Source organism: Streptomyces durocortorensis, assembly GCF_016901035.1.
In the GTDB taxonomy this organism is placed as follows: domain Bacteria; phylum Actinomycetota; class Actinomycetes; order Streptomycetales; family Streptomycetaceae; genus Streptomyces; species Streptomyces durocortorensis.
Genome location: NZ_JAFEUF010000132.1, coordinates 6,016 through 20,189 on the forward strand (window position 1 = coordinate 6,016; position 14,174 = coordinate 20,189).

Here is a 14,174-nt window from a genome sequence, read left to right on the forward strand (position 1 = left end):
CCCGGCCCCCGGCCGGCGGCGCGGGGCGGGCCTCCCTTCTCTCCCCCCGCGCCCCCCGCCCCCCCCCGCCGGCGCCCCCCCCCCCCCCCCCCCCCCCCCCCCCCCCCCCCCTTTCCCGTCCCGCTCACTTGGCGGCTTCCGCCTCCTGCGCCCCGCCGAAGCGGCGGTCGCGCTGGGCGTACTCCAGGCAGGCCCGCCACAGGTCCCGACGGTCGAAATCCGGCCACAGAACGTCCTGGAAGACCATCTCGGCGTAGGCGCTCTGCCAGATCAGGTAGTTCGAGGTGCGCTGCTCGCCGCTGGGGCGCACGAAGAGGTCCACGTCCGGCATGTCCGGGTAGTACAGGTACTTCGCGAAGGTCTTCTCGTTGACCTTCGACGGGTCCAGCTTCCCGGCCGCCACGTCCCGGGCGATGGCCTGCGCGGCGTCCGCGATCTCCGCGCGGCCGCCGTAGTTGACGCAGAAGTACAGCGTCATCTTGTCGTTGTCCTTGGTCTGCTCCTGAGCGACCTGGAGCTCCTGGACGACGGACTTCCACAGCTTGGGCATGCGGCCCACCCAGCGGATACGGATGCCGAGCTCGTCCATCTCGTCGCGGCGGCGGCGGATCACGTCGCGGTTGAAGTTCATCAGGAACTTCACCTCGTCCGGCGAGCGCTTCCAGTTCTCCGTGGAGAAGGCGTAGAGGGAAAGGTTCTTCACGCCCATCTCGATACACCCCTTGAGAACGTCCATGACGACGCCCTCACCGACCTTGTGGCCCTCGGTGCGGGGCAGACCCCGCTCCTTGGCCCAGCGGCCGTTGCCGTCCATCACGACGGCGACGTGCTGGGGCACCAGCTCGCCGGGGATCTTCGGGGGCGTCGCGCCCGACGAGTGCGGCTCGGGGGTCTTGTACGTGCGCCGGTTACGGCCGCCGAGGATCCCGCGTACTGCCATGAGCTTCTCAGTCTCCCTGTGTCACTTCTCCACGCACCGCGTCGTCTGCCCGACGCACCGCGTCACTTCTCGACGTACCGCAGCGAGCGCAGGCCGCGCTCCAGATGCCAGTGCAGATAGGCGGACACCAGCCCGCTCCCCTCCCTGACATGACGCGCCTCGCACGCGTCCGCCGTCGCCCAGTCGCCGCTGAGCAGCGCGCTCAGCAGGGCCAGGGCCTGTGCCGAGGGTACGACGCTGCCGGGCACCCGGCAGTCACCGCATATGACGCCCCCCGCCGCGACGGAGAAGAACCGGTTCGGACCGGGCATTCCGCACTTGGCGCAGTCCTCGAAGCTGGGCGCGTACCCGTTCACCGCGAGCGAGCGCAGCAGGAAGGCGTCCAGGATCAGGTGCGGGGCGTGCTCACCCCGGGCGAGGGTGCGCAGGCCGCCGACGAGGAGCAGATACTGCTGGACGGCCGGTTCGCCCTCGTGGTCGGTGAACCGCTCGGCGGTCTCCAGCATCGCGGTGCCGGCGGTGTAGCGGGCGTAGTCGGCGACGATCCCGCCGCCGTACGGGGCGATCGTCTCGCTCTGGGTGCAGAGCGGCAGCCCGCGGCCGACCAGCTCGCTGCCGCGGGCGAAGAACTGCACGTCGACGTGGGAGAAGGGCTCCAGGCGGGCGCCGAACTTGGACTTGGTGCGGCGCACCCCGCGGGCGACGGCGCGGACCCGGCCGTGGCCGCGGGTGAGGATCGTGATGATCCGGTCGGCCTCGCCCAGTTTCTGCGTACGCAGCACGATGCCGTCGTCCCGGAACAAGCTCATACGCCCATTGTCGCCCACCGGGGGCCGGCGGCGGGGGCCGCTGCCCGGAAGGCGCTACGAGGGCGTACGGGCGGCGGCGGCCAGCACCCGGGCGGTTTCCTCGGCGGGGATGCCGAGAGCGCTGCCGACCGTGGTCAGGACCTGGCGCTCGGCGGCGCAGTAGGGCCCGTCGGCCAGGGCGATCCGGGCACCCTGGAGGAGGAGGGACTCGCGGCCGGCGGTGGCCAGGTGCGGGGCGAGCGGGGCGAGCACCTCGTGCAGCTCGATGGCGAGGGTCGGGCCGCAGGCCTCGGCGGCCGGGTCGGTACCGGAGCCGCGCCCGGTGTCGGCGGCCAGCACCTCGACGACCGTGAACAGCTGCTCCTGGGTGCAGTCGTCGAGCCCGGCGTCGCGCACGGTGGCGACGGCGGCCTCCAGGACCGTGCGGGAGGTGGTGCCCCCGGCGGCGAGAACGGCCAGGGTGACGGTGTGGACGGCCTCGCGGAGCATCGTGGAGAACCGGGCCGTGGTGGGGTGGTCCAGCGCCTCGGGGGCGTGGTGGGCGAGGCAGGCGGCGCACTCGACGACGGGCTCGGTCTCGCCCCGGCGGACCAGCGGGACGCCGAGGACGGTGAGGCGGCGGCGGCCGGTGAGCCGGCGGTAGTTGCGGTCTCCCCCGCAGCCGGAGCAGTAGAAGACGCCGTCGCCGACGGCGTCCCAGACGGTGCGAACGCCGCAGAGGACCGGCCTCAGAGCGCGTTGTCCTTTGGCTGACCCCACGTCGCACACCTCCGTAACGCGCCGGCAACACTGCCGTGTGTTGGACGTGATGTTAGCCACATGCGCGAGGGGGCGTCAGCCTCTTGGACGTCACAACCCCCGGATATGGCCGAACCCCGACCACCCAAAGCGGGCGATCGGGGTCAGGAGTGCCGTTCGGGCGTCAGCGGGCCGCGCGGTTGACCGCGGAGACGACCGCCTTCAGCGAGGCGCGGGTGGTGTTGGCGTCGATGCCGATGCCCCACAGGACCTTGCCGTCGATCGCGCACTCGATGTACGAGGCGGCCTGGGCGCTGGCCCCCTCGCTCATCGTGTGCTCGGTGTAGTCCAGCAGCCGGGCGTCGATGCCGATGGCCTGCAGCGCCTCGAAGAACGCGGAGATCGGACCGTTGCCCGTGCCGCTCAGCACGGTGTCGGTGCCGTCCACGGTGGCCTCGACGGTCAGGGTGTCCCGGCCGTCCGTGTCGGTCGTGGTCTGGCCGGAACGCAGCTGTACGCGTCCCCAGCGGGCCTCGGTGTTCTCGGCGTTCGGCAGGTACTCGTCCTGGAAGGTCGACCAGATCTGGGTCGGGGTGACCTCGCCGCCCTCGGCGTCGGTCTTGGCCTGAATGATCCGGGAGAACTCGATCTGCATCCGGCGCGGCAGGTCCAGCTTGTGGTCGTTCTTCAGGACGTACGCGATACCGCCCTTGCCGGACTGCGAGTTGACCCGGATGACGGCCTCGTACGAGCGGCCGACGTCCTTCGGGTCGATCGGCAGGTACGGCACGGCCCACTCGATGTCGTCCACCGTCTTGCCCTGGGCCGCCGCGTCCTTCTCCATCGCGTCGAAGCCCTTCTTGATGGCGTCCTGGTGGGAGCCGGAGAAGGCGGTGTAGACCAGATCGCCCGCGTAGGGGTGGCGCGGGTGGATCTCCATCTGGTTGCAGTACTCGCTGGTGCGGCGGATCTCGTCGATCTGCGAGAAGTCGATCTGCGGGTCGACGCCCTGCGAGAACAGGTTCATGCCCAGGGTGACCAGGTCGACGTTGCCGGTGCGCTCGCCCTGGCCGAACAGGCAGCCCTCGATACGGTCGGCGCCGGCCATGACGGCCAGTTCGGCCGCCGCCACCGCCGTACCGCGGTCGTTGTGCGGGTGGACCGACAGGCAGACGAACTCGCGGCGGGTCAGGTTGCGGGACATCCACTCGAAGCGGTCCGCGTGCGTGGAGGGCGTCGAACGCTCCACGGTGGCGGGCAGGTTGAGGATGATCTCGCGGCCCTCCTCCGGCTGCCACACGTCGCAGACGGCCTCGCAGACCTCCAGGGCGAAGTCCAGCTCGGTGTCGGTGAAGATCTCCGGGCTGTACTGGTAGCCGAAGATCGTCTCCGGGCCCAGGATCTTCTCGGCGTACTCCATGACCAGCCGGGTGCCGTCCACCGCGATCTGCTTGACCTCCTCGCGCGAGCCGCGGAAGACGACGCGGCGGAAGGTGGGCGCGGTGGCGTTGTACAGGTGGACGGTGGCCCGGCGCGCACCGACCAGCGACTCCACGGTGCGCTCGATCAGCTCCTCGCGGGCCTGCGTCAGGACGGAGATCGTCACGTCCTCGGGGATCGCACCCTCTTCGATGATGGAGCGGACGAAGTTGAAGTCGGTCTCGCCGGAGGACGGGAAGCCGACCTCGATCTCCTTGTAGCCCATCTTGACCAGCAGGTCGAACATCTCGCGCTTGCGGGCCGGGGACATCGGGTCGATCAGGGCCTGGTTGCCGTCGCGCAGGTCGGTGGACAGCCAGCGGGGGGCGACCGTGATGCGATTGTCGGGCCAGGTGCGGTCCGCGATGTCGACGGCCTCGTAGCCGCCGTACTTGTGGACCGGCATGCCGGAGGGCTTCTGCAGCTGCGTCGCGTTGGTAATCGGGGTGGGGCGGCCGACAGAATCACCGGCGGGGTTCACGGTGTTACCGGCAGGATTCACGGTGGTCATGACGTAGGGCTCCTCGGTCCAGCGGGTGTCGGCCGACTGTGTCGCTGCAGCACCAGACTCCGCGGGGAGGGGGTCGGCCTACGACTACAGGCCCTCGCCGCGGCAGCTAAGAAGAAGCAGCCCGAAACGCATGATGCGACGAGCGTAACCGAGTGTGGCCCGTGGTGTCGGTCCGTATCAGTATGCGGGACCGGGCATCGATGACGGGTAAACAGTGACTCATCACTCCATTTCGTCAATCACCGTCGCAACCAGTGACAGCACAGTGACGGAGTGCCACAGTCGATGTATGCACCTTCGAACCGACGGCGATCTCCACCCCGTCTTCTGCACCATCGTTCCGCCCCACGTCCTCGATCACCTCTCCCGGTCCGCCGAGCCCCGGCTCGCGGATCCGGCCCGCCGCACCCTGGAGGCCGACGCCCTGCGCCGCGACCGCCGCCGGATGACGGCGCTCGCCGCGACGCCGACCCGGCACACCGCCGGTGCGGTCCCCTCCAAGCCGCACCGCACCCTGTACGACTGCGAACAGGGCACCACGCTGCCGGGCGTCAAGGTCCGCGACGAGGGCGACAAGCCCACATCGGACGCCAGCGTCAACCGCGCGTACGCCGGCCTCGGCGCCACCTTCGAGCTGCTGCTCTCGGCGTACGGGCGCAGCTCCATCGACGGCAAGGGCCTGCCGCTGATCGGCTCCGTGCACTACGGCCAGGAGTACAACAACGCGTTCTTCGACGGCGAGCAGATGGTCTTCGGGGACGGCGACGGCGAGATCTTCCTCGACTTCACCGTCGCGGTCGACGTGATCGCCCACGAGCTGGCGCACGGCCTCACCCAGTACACCGCCAACCTCCGTTACGAGGGCCAGTCGGGCGCGCTGAACGAGTCGGTGTCCGACGTCATCGGCTCGCTGGTCAAGCAGTACTCGCTGGGCCAGAGCGCGGAGCAGGCCGACTGGCTGATCGGGGCGGGCCTCCTCGCGCCCGGGGTCAGCGGGGTCGCGCTGCGCTCGATGAAGGCCCCGGGCACGGCGTACGACGACGACGTCCTCGGCAAGGACCCGCAGCCGGGCTCCATGGACGACTACATCGAGACGGAGGAGGACAACGGCGGCGTCCACCTCAACTCCGGCATCCCCAACCGGGCGTTCCACCTGCTGGCCACCGCGCTGGGCGGCAATTCGTGGGAGCGCGCCGGGCAGATCTGGTTCGACGTGCTGACCGGCGGCGAGCTGACGGCGAACGCGGACTTCGCGGAGTTCGCCCGGCTCACGGTGGCGGCGGCGGGCGCCCGCTTCGGCGAGGCGGACGAGCGGGAGGCGGTCCTCAAGGCGTGGTCGGAGGTGGGCGTCTCCACCCGGGCCTGATCCGGGCCAGCGAGTGCCCGACCCGGCCTCAACCGGACCGTCGAGTGCCCGGCCGGCGGGCGGGGTTGAGCGCCCGTCCGGTCCCCGATAGACAGGACCCCATGCGTATTCAGGTCAGCCGGACCGGCGGCTTCGCCGGCATCGCCCGCCGCCATGAGGTCGACACGGAGGGCCGGGCGGACGCGGATCAGTGGCGCCTCCTCGCCGAGGAGGCGCTCGGTCCGGCGTCCGACGCCCCGCCGGCCGGGGTGCCGGACGGCTTCCGCTACGAGATCACGGTCGACGGCCGCACCGTGCACTGCGCCGACCCCGATCTGACCGGGGCGCAGCGCACGCTGATCTCACGCGTCCTGAAGGAGGGCGCGTGAGACCGGCGCCGGGCCGTACGCCGTGTCCGTGTCCGTGTTCGTGAAGGGCTAGAACCCGAGCTTCCGCAGCTGCTTCGGGTCGCGCTGCCAGTCCTTGGCGACCTTCACATGCAGGTCCAGGAAGACCGGGGTGCCGAGCAGCGCCTCGATGTGCTTGCGGGACTTGGTGCCGACGTCCTTCAGCCGCTGGCCCTTCGGGCCGATGATGATGCCCTTCTGGCTGGGGCGCTCGATGTAGACGTTGGCGTGGATGTCCAGCAGCGGCTTGTCCGCCGGGCGGTTCTCGCGGGGCAGCATCTCCTCGACGACGACCGCGATGGAGTGCGGCAGCTCGTCGCGTACGCCCTCCAGCGCCGCCTCGCGGATCAGCTCCGCGACCATGACCATCTCCGGCTCGTCGGTGAGGTCGCCCTCCGGGTAGAGCGGCGGGCTCTCGGGGAGCAGCGGGGCGATGAGGTCGGCGAGCAGGCCGACCTGCTGGTCCTTGACCGCCGACACCGGGATGATCTCGGCCCACTCGAAGCCCAGCTCCTCCGCGAGCGCGGAGACGGCGAGGAGCTGTTCGGCGAGCGCCTTGGACTCGACCAGGTCGGTCTTGGTGATGATGGCGATCTTGGGGGTCTTCCTGATCCCCGCGAGCTCCTTGACGATGTACTTGTCGCCGGGGCCGAGCTTCTGGTCGGCGGGCAGGCAGAAGCCGATGACGTCGACCTCGGCCCAGGTGGTCCGCACGACGTCGTTGAGCCGCTCGCCCAGCAGGGTGCGCGGCTTGTGGAGGCCGGGGGTGTCGACCAGGATCAGCTGCGCGTCGTCGCGGTGCACGATGCCGCGCACCGTGTGCCGGGTGGTCTGGGGGCGGTTGGAGGTGATCGCCACCTTCTGCCCGACGAGAGCGTTCGTGAGGGTGGACTTGCCCGCGTTGGGGCGGCCCACGAAGCAGGCGAAGCCGGCCCGGTGGGGGGAGGTGGTCTCCGCTTGCGGGGCAGCGGATTCTTGGTTCGGTCGAGCGCTCATGGCGACCATTCTCCCCGATGCCGGCGGCGCCCTCGTACAGCGGTACGCCGGGACGCGCCGGAGCGCCGGGGGGAGCTACCGCCGGAGGGCCGTGGGGAACGCCGCCGGGGCGGTCGTTCAGCCCGCCGTGACGCGTACGCGCAACGCGCCGTCGGGGCCCGCGAGCAGGACCGGGGTGTCCGGCCCGCCCAGGTCCCGCACCGCGGCCCGGTCGTCGTCGGAGGGGGTCTCGGCGGCGGAGACGACGGCCGCCGCCTCCAGCGAGGTGGCGCCGCTGGCCACCGCCATGGCGACGGCGGTCTGCAGCGCGCTGAGCTTCAGGGACTCCAGCGCCACCGTGCCCGCGACGTACGTACGTCCCGTCTCGTCGCGGACGGCCGCCCCCTCGGGCACCCCGTTGCGGGCGCGGGCGCTGCGCGCCAGGGTGACGATCTTGCGGTCCTCGGCGTCGAGGTCGGTGGTGTCGGTCATGGCACGAGCATACGAAGCGGGGGGCGGGGGCCGGCCGAGCGGGTCGCCCCGAGGGTGGTCACGGCGGCACCGGGTACATCGAGCAGCGCCGCCCCTCGGGCGAGCCGAGCCACTGGAGCCGGGCCTCGCAGCCGGCGACCTCCTCGCGGCGCAGGCCCGGGGTGCGGCGGCGGGCGCCGCCCGGCAGCCCCGCCTCGTCCGGGGTGACGCGGGCCCGGCGGCTCCGGAGGAACTCGCGCAGTTCGGCGAGGCGGTGGGCTTTCGTGTCGTCCGTCGCCTGCTGGGCCGGTGTGGCCACGTACTCCCCCTGGTGTCCGTGCGTGCGCCTGCCTGGTGGTGCGGGCACCAGGATAAGTTCCCGCTTCCCAGGGTTGGTCCGGCCGCCACAGGGTGGGACGCCCGACGATCGAAACCCCACCCACCTCACAGAGGAGGAGCGGGCCCGTCCACGTAACGGCTAAGGCCGGTCCAGGCGGAGCCGCTCCGCCTTGGGGAGCCCGGCGACCACCAGGTCGTAGGAGTCCTCGATCAGCTCGCGCAGCAGCCGGTCCGGGACGCCGGAGACGGTGACCGTGTTCCAGTGGCGCTTGCTCATGTGCCAGCCGGGCACGATCGCGGGATGCGTCTCGCGCAGCCGGATCGCCTCGTCCGGGTCGCACTTGAGGTTGACCGTGAGCGGGCGGGCGTCCAGCGCGGTGAGGGCGAACATCTTGCCGATCACCTTGAAGACCGAGGTCTCCGGGCCGAACGGGAACTCCTCCACGCTCGCGTTGAACTCCAGGCAGAAGGCCCGCAGCCGCTCCGGCGTCATTCCGCTTCCTTCTCCTCGGGTTCCTTGTGCTCGGGCTCCACGAGGACCGTGACGATCTTGTTCCGGCGGCCCGCCGGGGACTCCGCGGTCAGCCTCAGCCTGCGCTGGTCCGGCAGCTCGACGACGGCCGACGCGCCGGCGATCGGAACCCGGCCCAGCGCCTTGGCGAGCAGGCCGCCGACGGTCTCCACGTCCTCGTCGTCGTACTCGTCGAGATCGAAGAGGTCGCCGAGGTCCCCGATGTCGAGGCGGGCGGTGACCCGGTAGCAGCCGTTCTCCAGCTCCTGGACGGGCGGCAGCTCCCGGTCGTACTCGTCGGTGATCTCGCCGACGATCTCCTCCAGGATGTCCTCGATGGTGACGATGCCCGCGGTGCCGCCGTACTCGTCGATGACGACCGCGACATGGCTGCGGTCCTGCTGCATCTCGCGCAGCAGGTCCCCGGCGTTCTTGGTGTCGGGGACGAAGGCGGCGGGGCGCATCGCGGTGGAGACCGGGTCGGCCTCGGACTCACGGTTGATGTGCGTCTTGCGGACGAGGTCCTTGAGATAGACGATCCCGACGACGTCGTCCTCGTTCTCGCCGGTGACCGGTATCCGGGAGAAACCGGAGCGCAGGGCGAGGGTGAGGGCCTGGCGGACCGTCTTGTAGCGCTCGATGGAGACGAGGTCGGTGCGCGGCACCATGACCTCGCGGACCAGGGTGTCGCCCAGCTCGAAGACGGAGTGAACCATGCGGCGCTCGTCGTCCTCGATGAGCGACTCCGCCTCGGCCAGGTCGACCATCGCGCGCAGCTCGGCCTCGCTGGCGAACGGGCCCTTGCGGAACCCCTTGCCGGGGGTCAGGGCGTTGCCGACGAGGATCAGCAGCTGCGGGATCGGGCCCATGATCCTGGCCAGCGGCAGCAGCACGTACGCCGAGGCCGTGGCCGTGTTCAGCGGGTGCTGGCGGCCGATGGTGCGCGGGGAGACGCCGATGGCCACGTAACTGACGAGGACCATCACGCCCATCGCGACGGCCAGCGCCTCCCAGGTCTCGGGGAACTCCTGGAGGCAGACGTAGGTGACGAGGACCCCGGCCGACATCTCGCAGGCGACCCGGACCAGCAGGGCGACGTTGAGATAGCGGGTCGGATCGGCGGCGATCTGCGCGAGCTTCGCGCTGCCGCGCCGGCCGGAGCGGACCGCCTCGTCCGCCCGGAAGCTGGAGGTACGGGCGATACCGGCCTCGGCGCAGGCGGCCAGCCAGCCGACCATGACCAGCAGGACGGCACCGACGATCAGGGGCGCGCTCACGAGACGGTGGGGGCGGGGGACGCGCCGGTGAGCCCGTGCTCGCCGCGCCAGCCGTCCACGATGGCGGCCTGGAGACCGAACATCTCGGCCTTCTCGTCGGGCACCTCGTGGTCGTACCCCAGCAGGTGCAGCACCCCGTGGACGGTCAGGAGCTGGAGCTCCTCGTCCATGGAGTGCTGCGTCGGGGCCTCTTCGCCCTGCTTCTTCGCGACCTCCGGGCAGAGCACGATGTCACCGAGGAGCCCCTGCGGGGGCTCCTCGTCGTCCTTGGCCGGCGGACGCAGTTCGTCCATCGGGAAGGACATGACATCGGTCGGACCGGGGAGGTCCATCCACTGGATGTGCAGCTGCTCCATGGCGTCGGTGTCCACCACGATCACCGAGAGCTCGGACAGCGGGTGGATCCGCATCCGGGCCAGTGCGTAGCGGGCGATGTCGAGGATCGCCTGCTCGTCGACCTCGGTTCCGGACTCGTTGTTGACGTCGATCGACATGGTGCGCTGCGACTACTTCCCTTTTCGGCGGTCGCGTCGGCCGTCCTGGCGGCCTTCCGCCTGACCGTCCTGCTGACCGTTTCGGCTGTCGTACTTCTCGTACGCGTCGACGATACGGCCGACGAGCTTGTGCCGGACGACATCCTGGGACGTGAGCCGGGAGAAGTGCACGTCCTCCACACCCTCCAGGATCTCCTGGACCTGCCGCAGCCCGCTCTTGGTGCCGCTCGGCAGGTCGACCTGGGTGACGTCACCGGTGATGACGATCTTGGAGTCGAAGCCGAGGCGGGTGAGGAACATCTTCATCTGCTCGGCGCTGGTGTTCTGCGCCTCGTCGAGGATGATGAACGCGTCGTTGAGCGTGTTGTGCGTCAGCAGGTAGTCCTGGGTGACGTACAGCGAATCCTCGGCCGCCACCTGGATGCAGACCGCTTCTTCGCGGCCCGCCGGCTCGATGCTGTCGATGAACCGCATCGGCCGTCCGCCGCCTCCGGCCGCGCGGTACTTCTCGGCCTTGCGGGCGAGACGGAAGGGCTCGATGCCCTCGGGGAGGCGGATGTCGACGATGTGGGCGTCGTAGCGGTGGTGGACCGGCCTGCCCTTGGCGAGGTCCGGTGCCCGTCCATCCGCCGGCCGACGGCGGGTGTACGCCACTCCGCCGAGCGACTGGACCAGGGCGATCACGTCGTCGCGAAGAACGATCGACGAGGTCGAGTACTGGACACGGCAGGTGCGGTCCGACTGGGTGACCGGGCCGCCGTCGGCGTCCAGGAGACCTTGGAGCACGCCGAGACGAACCTCCGCGGAATTGTGCAGATAGCCGTCCGGAACGAACTTCGAGTGGGACCGGGTGCCGAGAAGGTCCAGCTGACGCAGGACGGCGGTGACCGGGTTCTCCAGGGTCACCACATCGCCCGCCGCCTTGGTGCGGTTGAGCACGTAGTCCGGTCCGCCCTTGTGCCGCACGGTGACGCCGGTAAGCACGCCTTGCAGAGCTTCGGCCAGCTCTTGGTCGGCGGTGGCGAACGATGGTGTGGTGGAGCCGGTGAGACAGCCGTCGCCCAGCAGCAACCCGAGTGCGTACGGATCCATCGGGACCTCGCGCTCCGGGTGACTGACAGGCGCGGTCAGCATCGGCAGCTCGTAGCGGCGCGCGTGCGCCGCACGGAGATTGCCGATCATCTCCTTGGTCTCCAGGACCCGCCACGGCTTGTCCCGGCGGCGGTCGGAGGCGGTCCGCACTGTCCACAGGTGCTCACCGCAGCACAGTGTCCACGAACCGTCCTGAGCGCTGACCCGGTAGATGTCCTTCTCGCCCTGCGGGTACACCCCGAGGACGGGAGTCGGCTCACCGTTGGAACCGATGACGAGATCGCCCACCTCAAGGCTGCCAATGGGGCGCCAGCCGTCGGGGGTCAGCACGTTGGTGAAGACGGGCTGGGCTCTACCCCTCATATAAGCCAGCGGCGCGACCTCGATCGTGCCCGCCGCCATCAACCGCGGGATCGAGTCCGGGTCGAGCATGTCGTGCAGCGCGTCGTAGAGCGGACGCAGATACGGGTCGATCTTGTCGAACAGGGTGCCCGGCAGGAAGCCGAGCCGCTCCCCCGCCTCGACCGCGGGCCGGGTCAGGATGATCCGGCTGACCTGTTTGGACTGGAGCGCCTGGACCGCCTTGGCCATGGCCAGGTAGGTCTTGCCCGTACCGGCGGGGCCGATGCCGAACACGATCGTGTGCTCGTCGATCGCGTCCACGTACCGCTTCTGGTTGAGCGTCTTGGGTCGGATGGTGCGGCCGCGGTTGGAGAGGATGTTCTGCGTGAGCACCTCGGCGGGCGTCTCGCCCTGGGGGTCTCCCTGTCCGTTGCCGGCCGCCCTGAGCATGGCGATCGACCGTTCCACTGCGTCCTCCGTCATCGGCGCTCCGGTGCGGAGCACGAGCATCATCTCGTCGAACAGGCGTTGGATGAGGGCGACGTCGGCCGCCTCGCCCGTGGCACTGATCTCGTTGCCCCGGACGTGGATGTCGGCCGCCGGGAAAGCCTCTTCGATCACGCGCAACAGCGAGTCGCCCGATCCGAGGAGCATCACCATGGGGTGTGCGGCCGGGATCCTGATCTGGGCACGCGCCTGCGGGTGTGTGGGTGACTGAGTCATGGGCCGGCCCTAGGGCCTGCGCATACCTCCCGTTGCAGGGTTCTCGCTGCTCGACAACCTCTGGACAACCAAGCCTACGACCTGGCGCTGACAACGCAGAGTGCTTTTACCGCCCGTGTGTGCGACCCGGGCGGCCACGCCGTCCGGGTCGGCAGGCTCCCCGCTCACTGCCGGAAGCCGATCGTGGGCACCGCGCGCCGCAGCGGCCAGGCGCGGGCCGTGGTGGGCAGCAGGTCGTCCAGGAAGGCGTAGCGCTCCAGGGCAGCCGGGTCCTGGTCGTCGACCGTGCGGATCAGCTGCCACCAGGCGGCGACCTCGGCCCAGCCGGGGGCGGAGAGCGAGCCGCCGAACTCCTGGACCGAGAGGGCGGCGGTGAGCCCGGCGAAGGCGAGCCGGTCGGCGAGCGGCCAGTCGGCGAGGGTGCCGGTCACGAAACCGGCGACGAACACGTCCCCCGCTCCGGTCGGGTCGAGCGCCTCCACCGCGATGGCCGGGACCTCGGCGGCGGTGCCCGTACGGCCGTCGACGGCGTACGCGCCCTCGGCCCCCAGGGTGACCACGGCGAGCGGGACGCGTTCGGCGAGCGCGTGGGCGGCGGTGCGGGGGCAGCCGGTGCGGGTGTAGCGCATCGCCTCCTCGGCATTGGGCAGGAACGCCTCGCAGTGCGCCAGGTCGGGCAGGGCGTCCAGGTCCCAGCGGCCGGTCTCGTCCCAGCCGACGTCGGCGAAGATCAGCGCGCCGTTGCGGGCGGCGGCGGCGACCCAGGGCTCGCTCCGGCCCGGGGCGAGCGAGGCGATGGCGGCACGGGCGCGCGGCGGGCAGTGCGGGAAGGCCGGAGCGGGGGTTCCGGTTCCGGTGGTGCCGGTGGGGGTTCCGGTTCCGGTGGTCCCTGCGGGGGTTCCGGCGGCGGGAGTCGGGGCGGGGGCCTCGTGACCGTGCGAGACCATCGTGCGCTCGCCCTCGTACGCCATGGAGACGGTGACCGGGGAGTGCCAGCCGGGGACGGTGTGCGACATCGACAGGTCGATGCCCTCGCCCTGCTCCAGGGCGTCCCAGCAGTATTCCCCGTAGTGGTCGTCGCCGAAGGCGGCGGCGAGGGAGGTGCGCAGGCCGAGACGGGCGAGGGCGGTGGCCATGTTGGCGACGCCGCCGGGGCTGGAGCCCATCCCCCGGGCCCAGGACTCGGTCCCGCGCACGGGGGCGCTGTCGAGGCCCGTGAAGATGATGTCGAGGAAGACCGGGCCCGTCAGGAAGACGTCGCAGGCGGGGTCGCGGGGGGCGCGCAGCGCCTGCAGCGGGTCGATGCCCGGAGTCTCTGTGCTCACCGTGCGCTCCCGGGGTCGTGCGGCGGATCCCGGCGGATTCCGGACCGCGTGGGGTGCGGATCGCGGGGATCCGGACCGTGTGAGATGCGGCCAGTCTGCCCGATCCGCCCGACCGAACGCAGGGTCCGCGCCCAGGTGTTCGCAGCACGCCTGACCTGCATAAACATGCGCTATTACCCGGCGTTCGACTGCATAAACGCATAAGTGACCCAGATCACATCGGGGCGGCTTTCGGGGAGCCGGGAGCGCTTGATACAAATTGCCCCGCGAGCACCTTCGGGGACGTTGTCCGACGAGAGCCGCAATCCCCTGGCATATCGCCATACCTCCGCAGCACCTCCATGCCTTCCCGCAGTACCCCCATGCCCTTTCGCAGTACCCCCGCCTGCCTTACCC

13 protein-coding genes and 1 pseudogene are annotated in these 14,174 nt (G+C 70.7%); 2 read left to right on the forward strand and 12 right to left on the reverse strand.

Annotated features, from left to right (window positions below; all coding sequences use genetic code 11):
- Positions 1-124: 124 nt before the first annotated feature.
- The 4 genes from JS521_RS22680 to leuA all read right to left on the reverse strand — a co-directional run bounded on the left by JS521_RS22680 (position 125) and on the right by leuA (position 4,477).
- The gene (locus JS521_RS22680) at positions 125-940 is read right to left on the reverse strand and encodes an isoprenyl transferase (protein WP_205084784.1); all 816 of its coding nucleotides are present in this window, start codon (positions 938-940) and stop codon (positions 125-127) included.
- A gap of 62 nt (positions 941-1,002) precedes the next feature.
- Positions 1,003-1,749: a DNA repair protein RecO gene (recO, locus tag JS521_RS22685; protein WP_026237355.1), complete on the reverse strand. Its 747-nt coding sequence runs from the start codon at positions 1,747-1,749 to the stop codon at positions 1,003-1,005.
- Between the two features lie 54 nt (positions 1,750-1,803).
- The gene (locus JS521_RS22690) at positions 1,804-2,508 is read right to left on the reverse strand and encodes a TerB family tellurite resistance protein (RefSeq protein ID WP_205084785.1); all 705 of its coding nucleotides are present in this window, start codon (positions 2,506-2,508) and stop codon (positions 1,804-1,806) included.
- Positions 2,509-2,671: 163 nt separating this feature from the next.
- Complete coding sequence (gene leuA, locus JS521_RS22695; RefSeq protein ID WP_205084786.1) at positions 2,672-4,477, reverse strand: 2-isopropylmalate synthase; 1,806 nt, start codon at positions 4,475-4,477, stop codon at positions 2,672-2,674.
- Positions 4,478-4,766: 289 nt separating this feature from the next.
- Here leuA and JS521_RS22700 point away from each other — a divergent pair, with 289 nt between their 5' ends.
- The gene (locus tag JS521_RS22700) at positions 4,767-5,843 is read left to right on the forward strand and encodes a M4 family metallopeptidase (protein ID WP_205084787.1); all 1,077 of its coding nucleotides are present in this window, start codon (positions 4,767-4,769) and stop codon (positions 5,841-5,843) included.
- A 101-nt stretch (positions 5,844-5,944) separates the two neighbouring features.
- Positions 5,945-6,211: a protealysin inhibitor emfourin gene (locus JS521_RS22705; protein ID WP_205084788.1), complete on the forward strand. Its 267-nt coding sequence runs from the start codon at positions 5,945-5,947 to the stop codon at positions 6,209-6,211.
- Between the two features lie 48 nt (positions 6,212-6,259).
- Here the strand turns inward: JS521_RS22705 and era are convergent, their stop codons facing one another.
- From era to JS521_RS22745, 8 genes and pseudogenes are all read right to left on the reverse strand, one after another.
- Positions 6,260-7,234 (reverse strand): GTPase Era, encoded by a 975-nt coding sequence (gene era, locus JS521_RS22710; protein ID WP_372448608.1) that lies wholly within the window; start codon positions 7,232-7,234, stop codon positions 6,260-6,262.
- A 108-nt stretch (positions 7,235-7,342) separates the two neighbouring features.
- Positions 7,343-7,696 (reverse strand): cytidine deaminase-like protein, encoded by a 354-nt coding sequence (locus JS521_RS22715; protein ID WP_205084790.1) that lies wholly within the window; start codon positions 7,694-7,696, stop codon positions 7,343-7,345.
- Between the two features lie 133 nt (positions 7,697-7,829).
- Positions 7,830-7,994: pseudogene (locus JS521_RS22720) on the reverse strand (XRE family transcriptional regulator); the annotation flags it as partial.
- Positions 7,995-8,153: 159 nt separating this feature from the next.
- Entirely contained in the window at positions 8,154-8,507 is a 354-nt protein-coding gene (locus JS521_RS22725) for an MmcQ/YjbR family DNA-binding protein (protein ID WP_205084791.1), read from the reverse strand.
- On the reverse strand, positions 8,504-9,802 hold the full coding sequence (locus JS521_RS22730; protein ID WP_205084792.1) for a hemolysin family protein: 1,299 nt from the start codon (positions 9,800-9,802) through the stop codon (positions 8,504-8,506). The genes JS521_RS22725 and JS521_RS22730 overlap by 4 nt, the downstream gene beginning before the upstream one ends.
- On the reverse strand, positions 9,799-10,296 hold the full coding sequence (gene ybeY, locus JS521_RS22735; protein WP_205084793.1) for an rRNA maturation RNase YbeY: 498 nt from the start codon (positions 10,294-10,296) through the stop codon (positions 9,799-9,801). Before ybeY ends, JS521_RS22730 begins: the two co-directional genes overlap by 4 nt.
- A 12-nt stretch (positions 10,297-10,308) precedes the next feature.
- The gene (locus JS521_RS22740; protein WP_205084794.1) at positions 10,309-12,453 is read right to left on the reverse strand and encodes a PhoH family protein; all 2,145 of its coding nucleotides are present in this window, start codon (positions 12,451-12,453) and stop codon (positions 10,309-10,311) included.
- Between the two features lie 164 nt (positions 12,454-12,617).
- Complete coding sequence (locus JS521_RS22745; RefSeq protein WP_205084795.1) at positions 12,618-13,778, reverse strand: carbohydrate kinase family protein; 1,161 nt, start codon at positions 13,776-13,778, stop codon at positions 12,618-12,620.
- Between the last annotated feature and the right edge of the window lie 396 nt (positions 13,779-14,174).

Coding starts and splice junctions, on each gene's coding strand:
- JS521_RS22680 (WP_205084784.1), bottom strand. CDS start 940: ATGGCAGTACGCGGGATCCTCGGCGGCCGTAACCGGCGCACGTACAAG.
- recO (WP_026237355.1), bottom strand. CDS start 1,749: ATGAGCTTGTTCCGGGACGACGGCATCGTGCTGCGTACGCAGAAACTG.
- leuA (WP_205084786.1), bottom strand. CDS start 4,477: ATGACCACCGTGAATCCTGCCGGTAACACCGTGAACCCCGCCGGTGAT.
- JS521_RS22700 (WP_205084787.1), top strand. CDS start 4,767: ATGCACCTTCGAACCGACGGCGATCTCCACCCCGTCTTCTGCACCATC.
- JS521_RS22705 (WP_205084788.1), top strand. CDS start 5,945: ATGCGTATTCAGGTCAGCCGGACCGGCGGCTTCGCCGGCATCGCCCGC.
- era (WP_372448608.1), bottom strand. CDS start 7,234: ATGGTCGCCATGAGCGCTCGACCGAACCAAGAATCCGCTGCCCCGCAA.
- JS521_RS22715 (WP_205084790.1), bottom strand. CDS start 7,696: ATGACCGACACCACCGACCTCGACGCCGAGGACCGCAAGATCGTCACC.
- JS521_RS22725 (WP_205084791.1), bottom strand. CDS start 8,507: ATGACGCCGGAGCGGCTGCGGGCCTTCTGCCTGGAGTTCAACGCGAGC.
- ybeY (WP_205084793.1), bottom strand. CDS start 10,296: ATGTCGATCGACGTCAACAACGAGTCCGGAACCGAGGTCGACGAGCAG.
- JS521_RS22740 (WP_205084794.1), bottom strand. CDS start 12,453: ATGACTCAGTCACCCACACACCCGCAGGCGCGTGCCCAGATCAGGATC.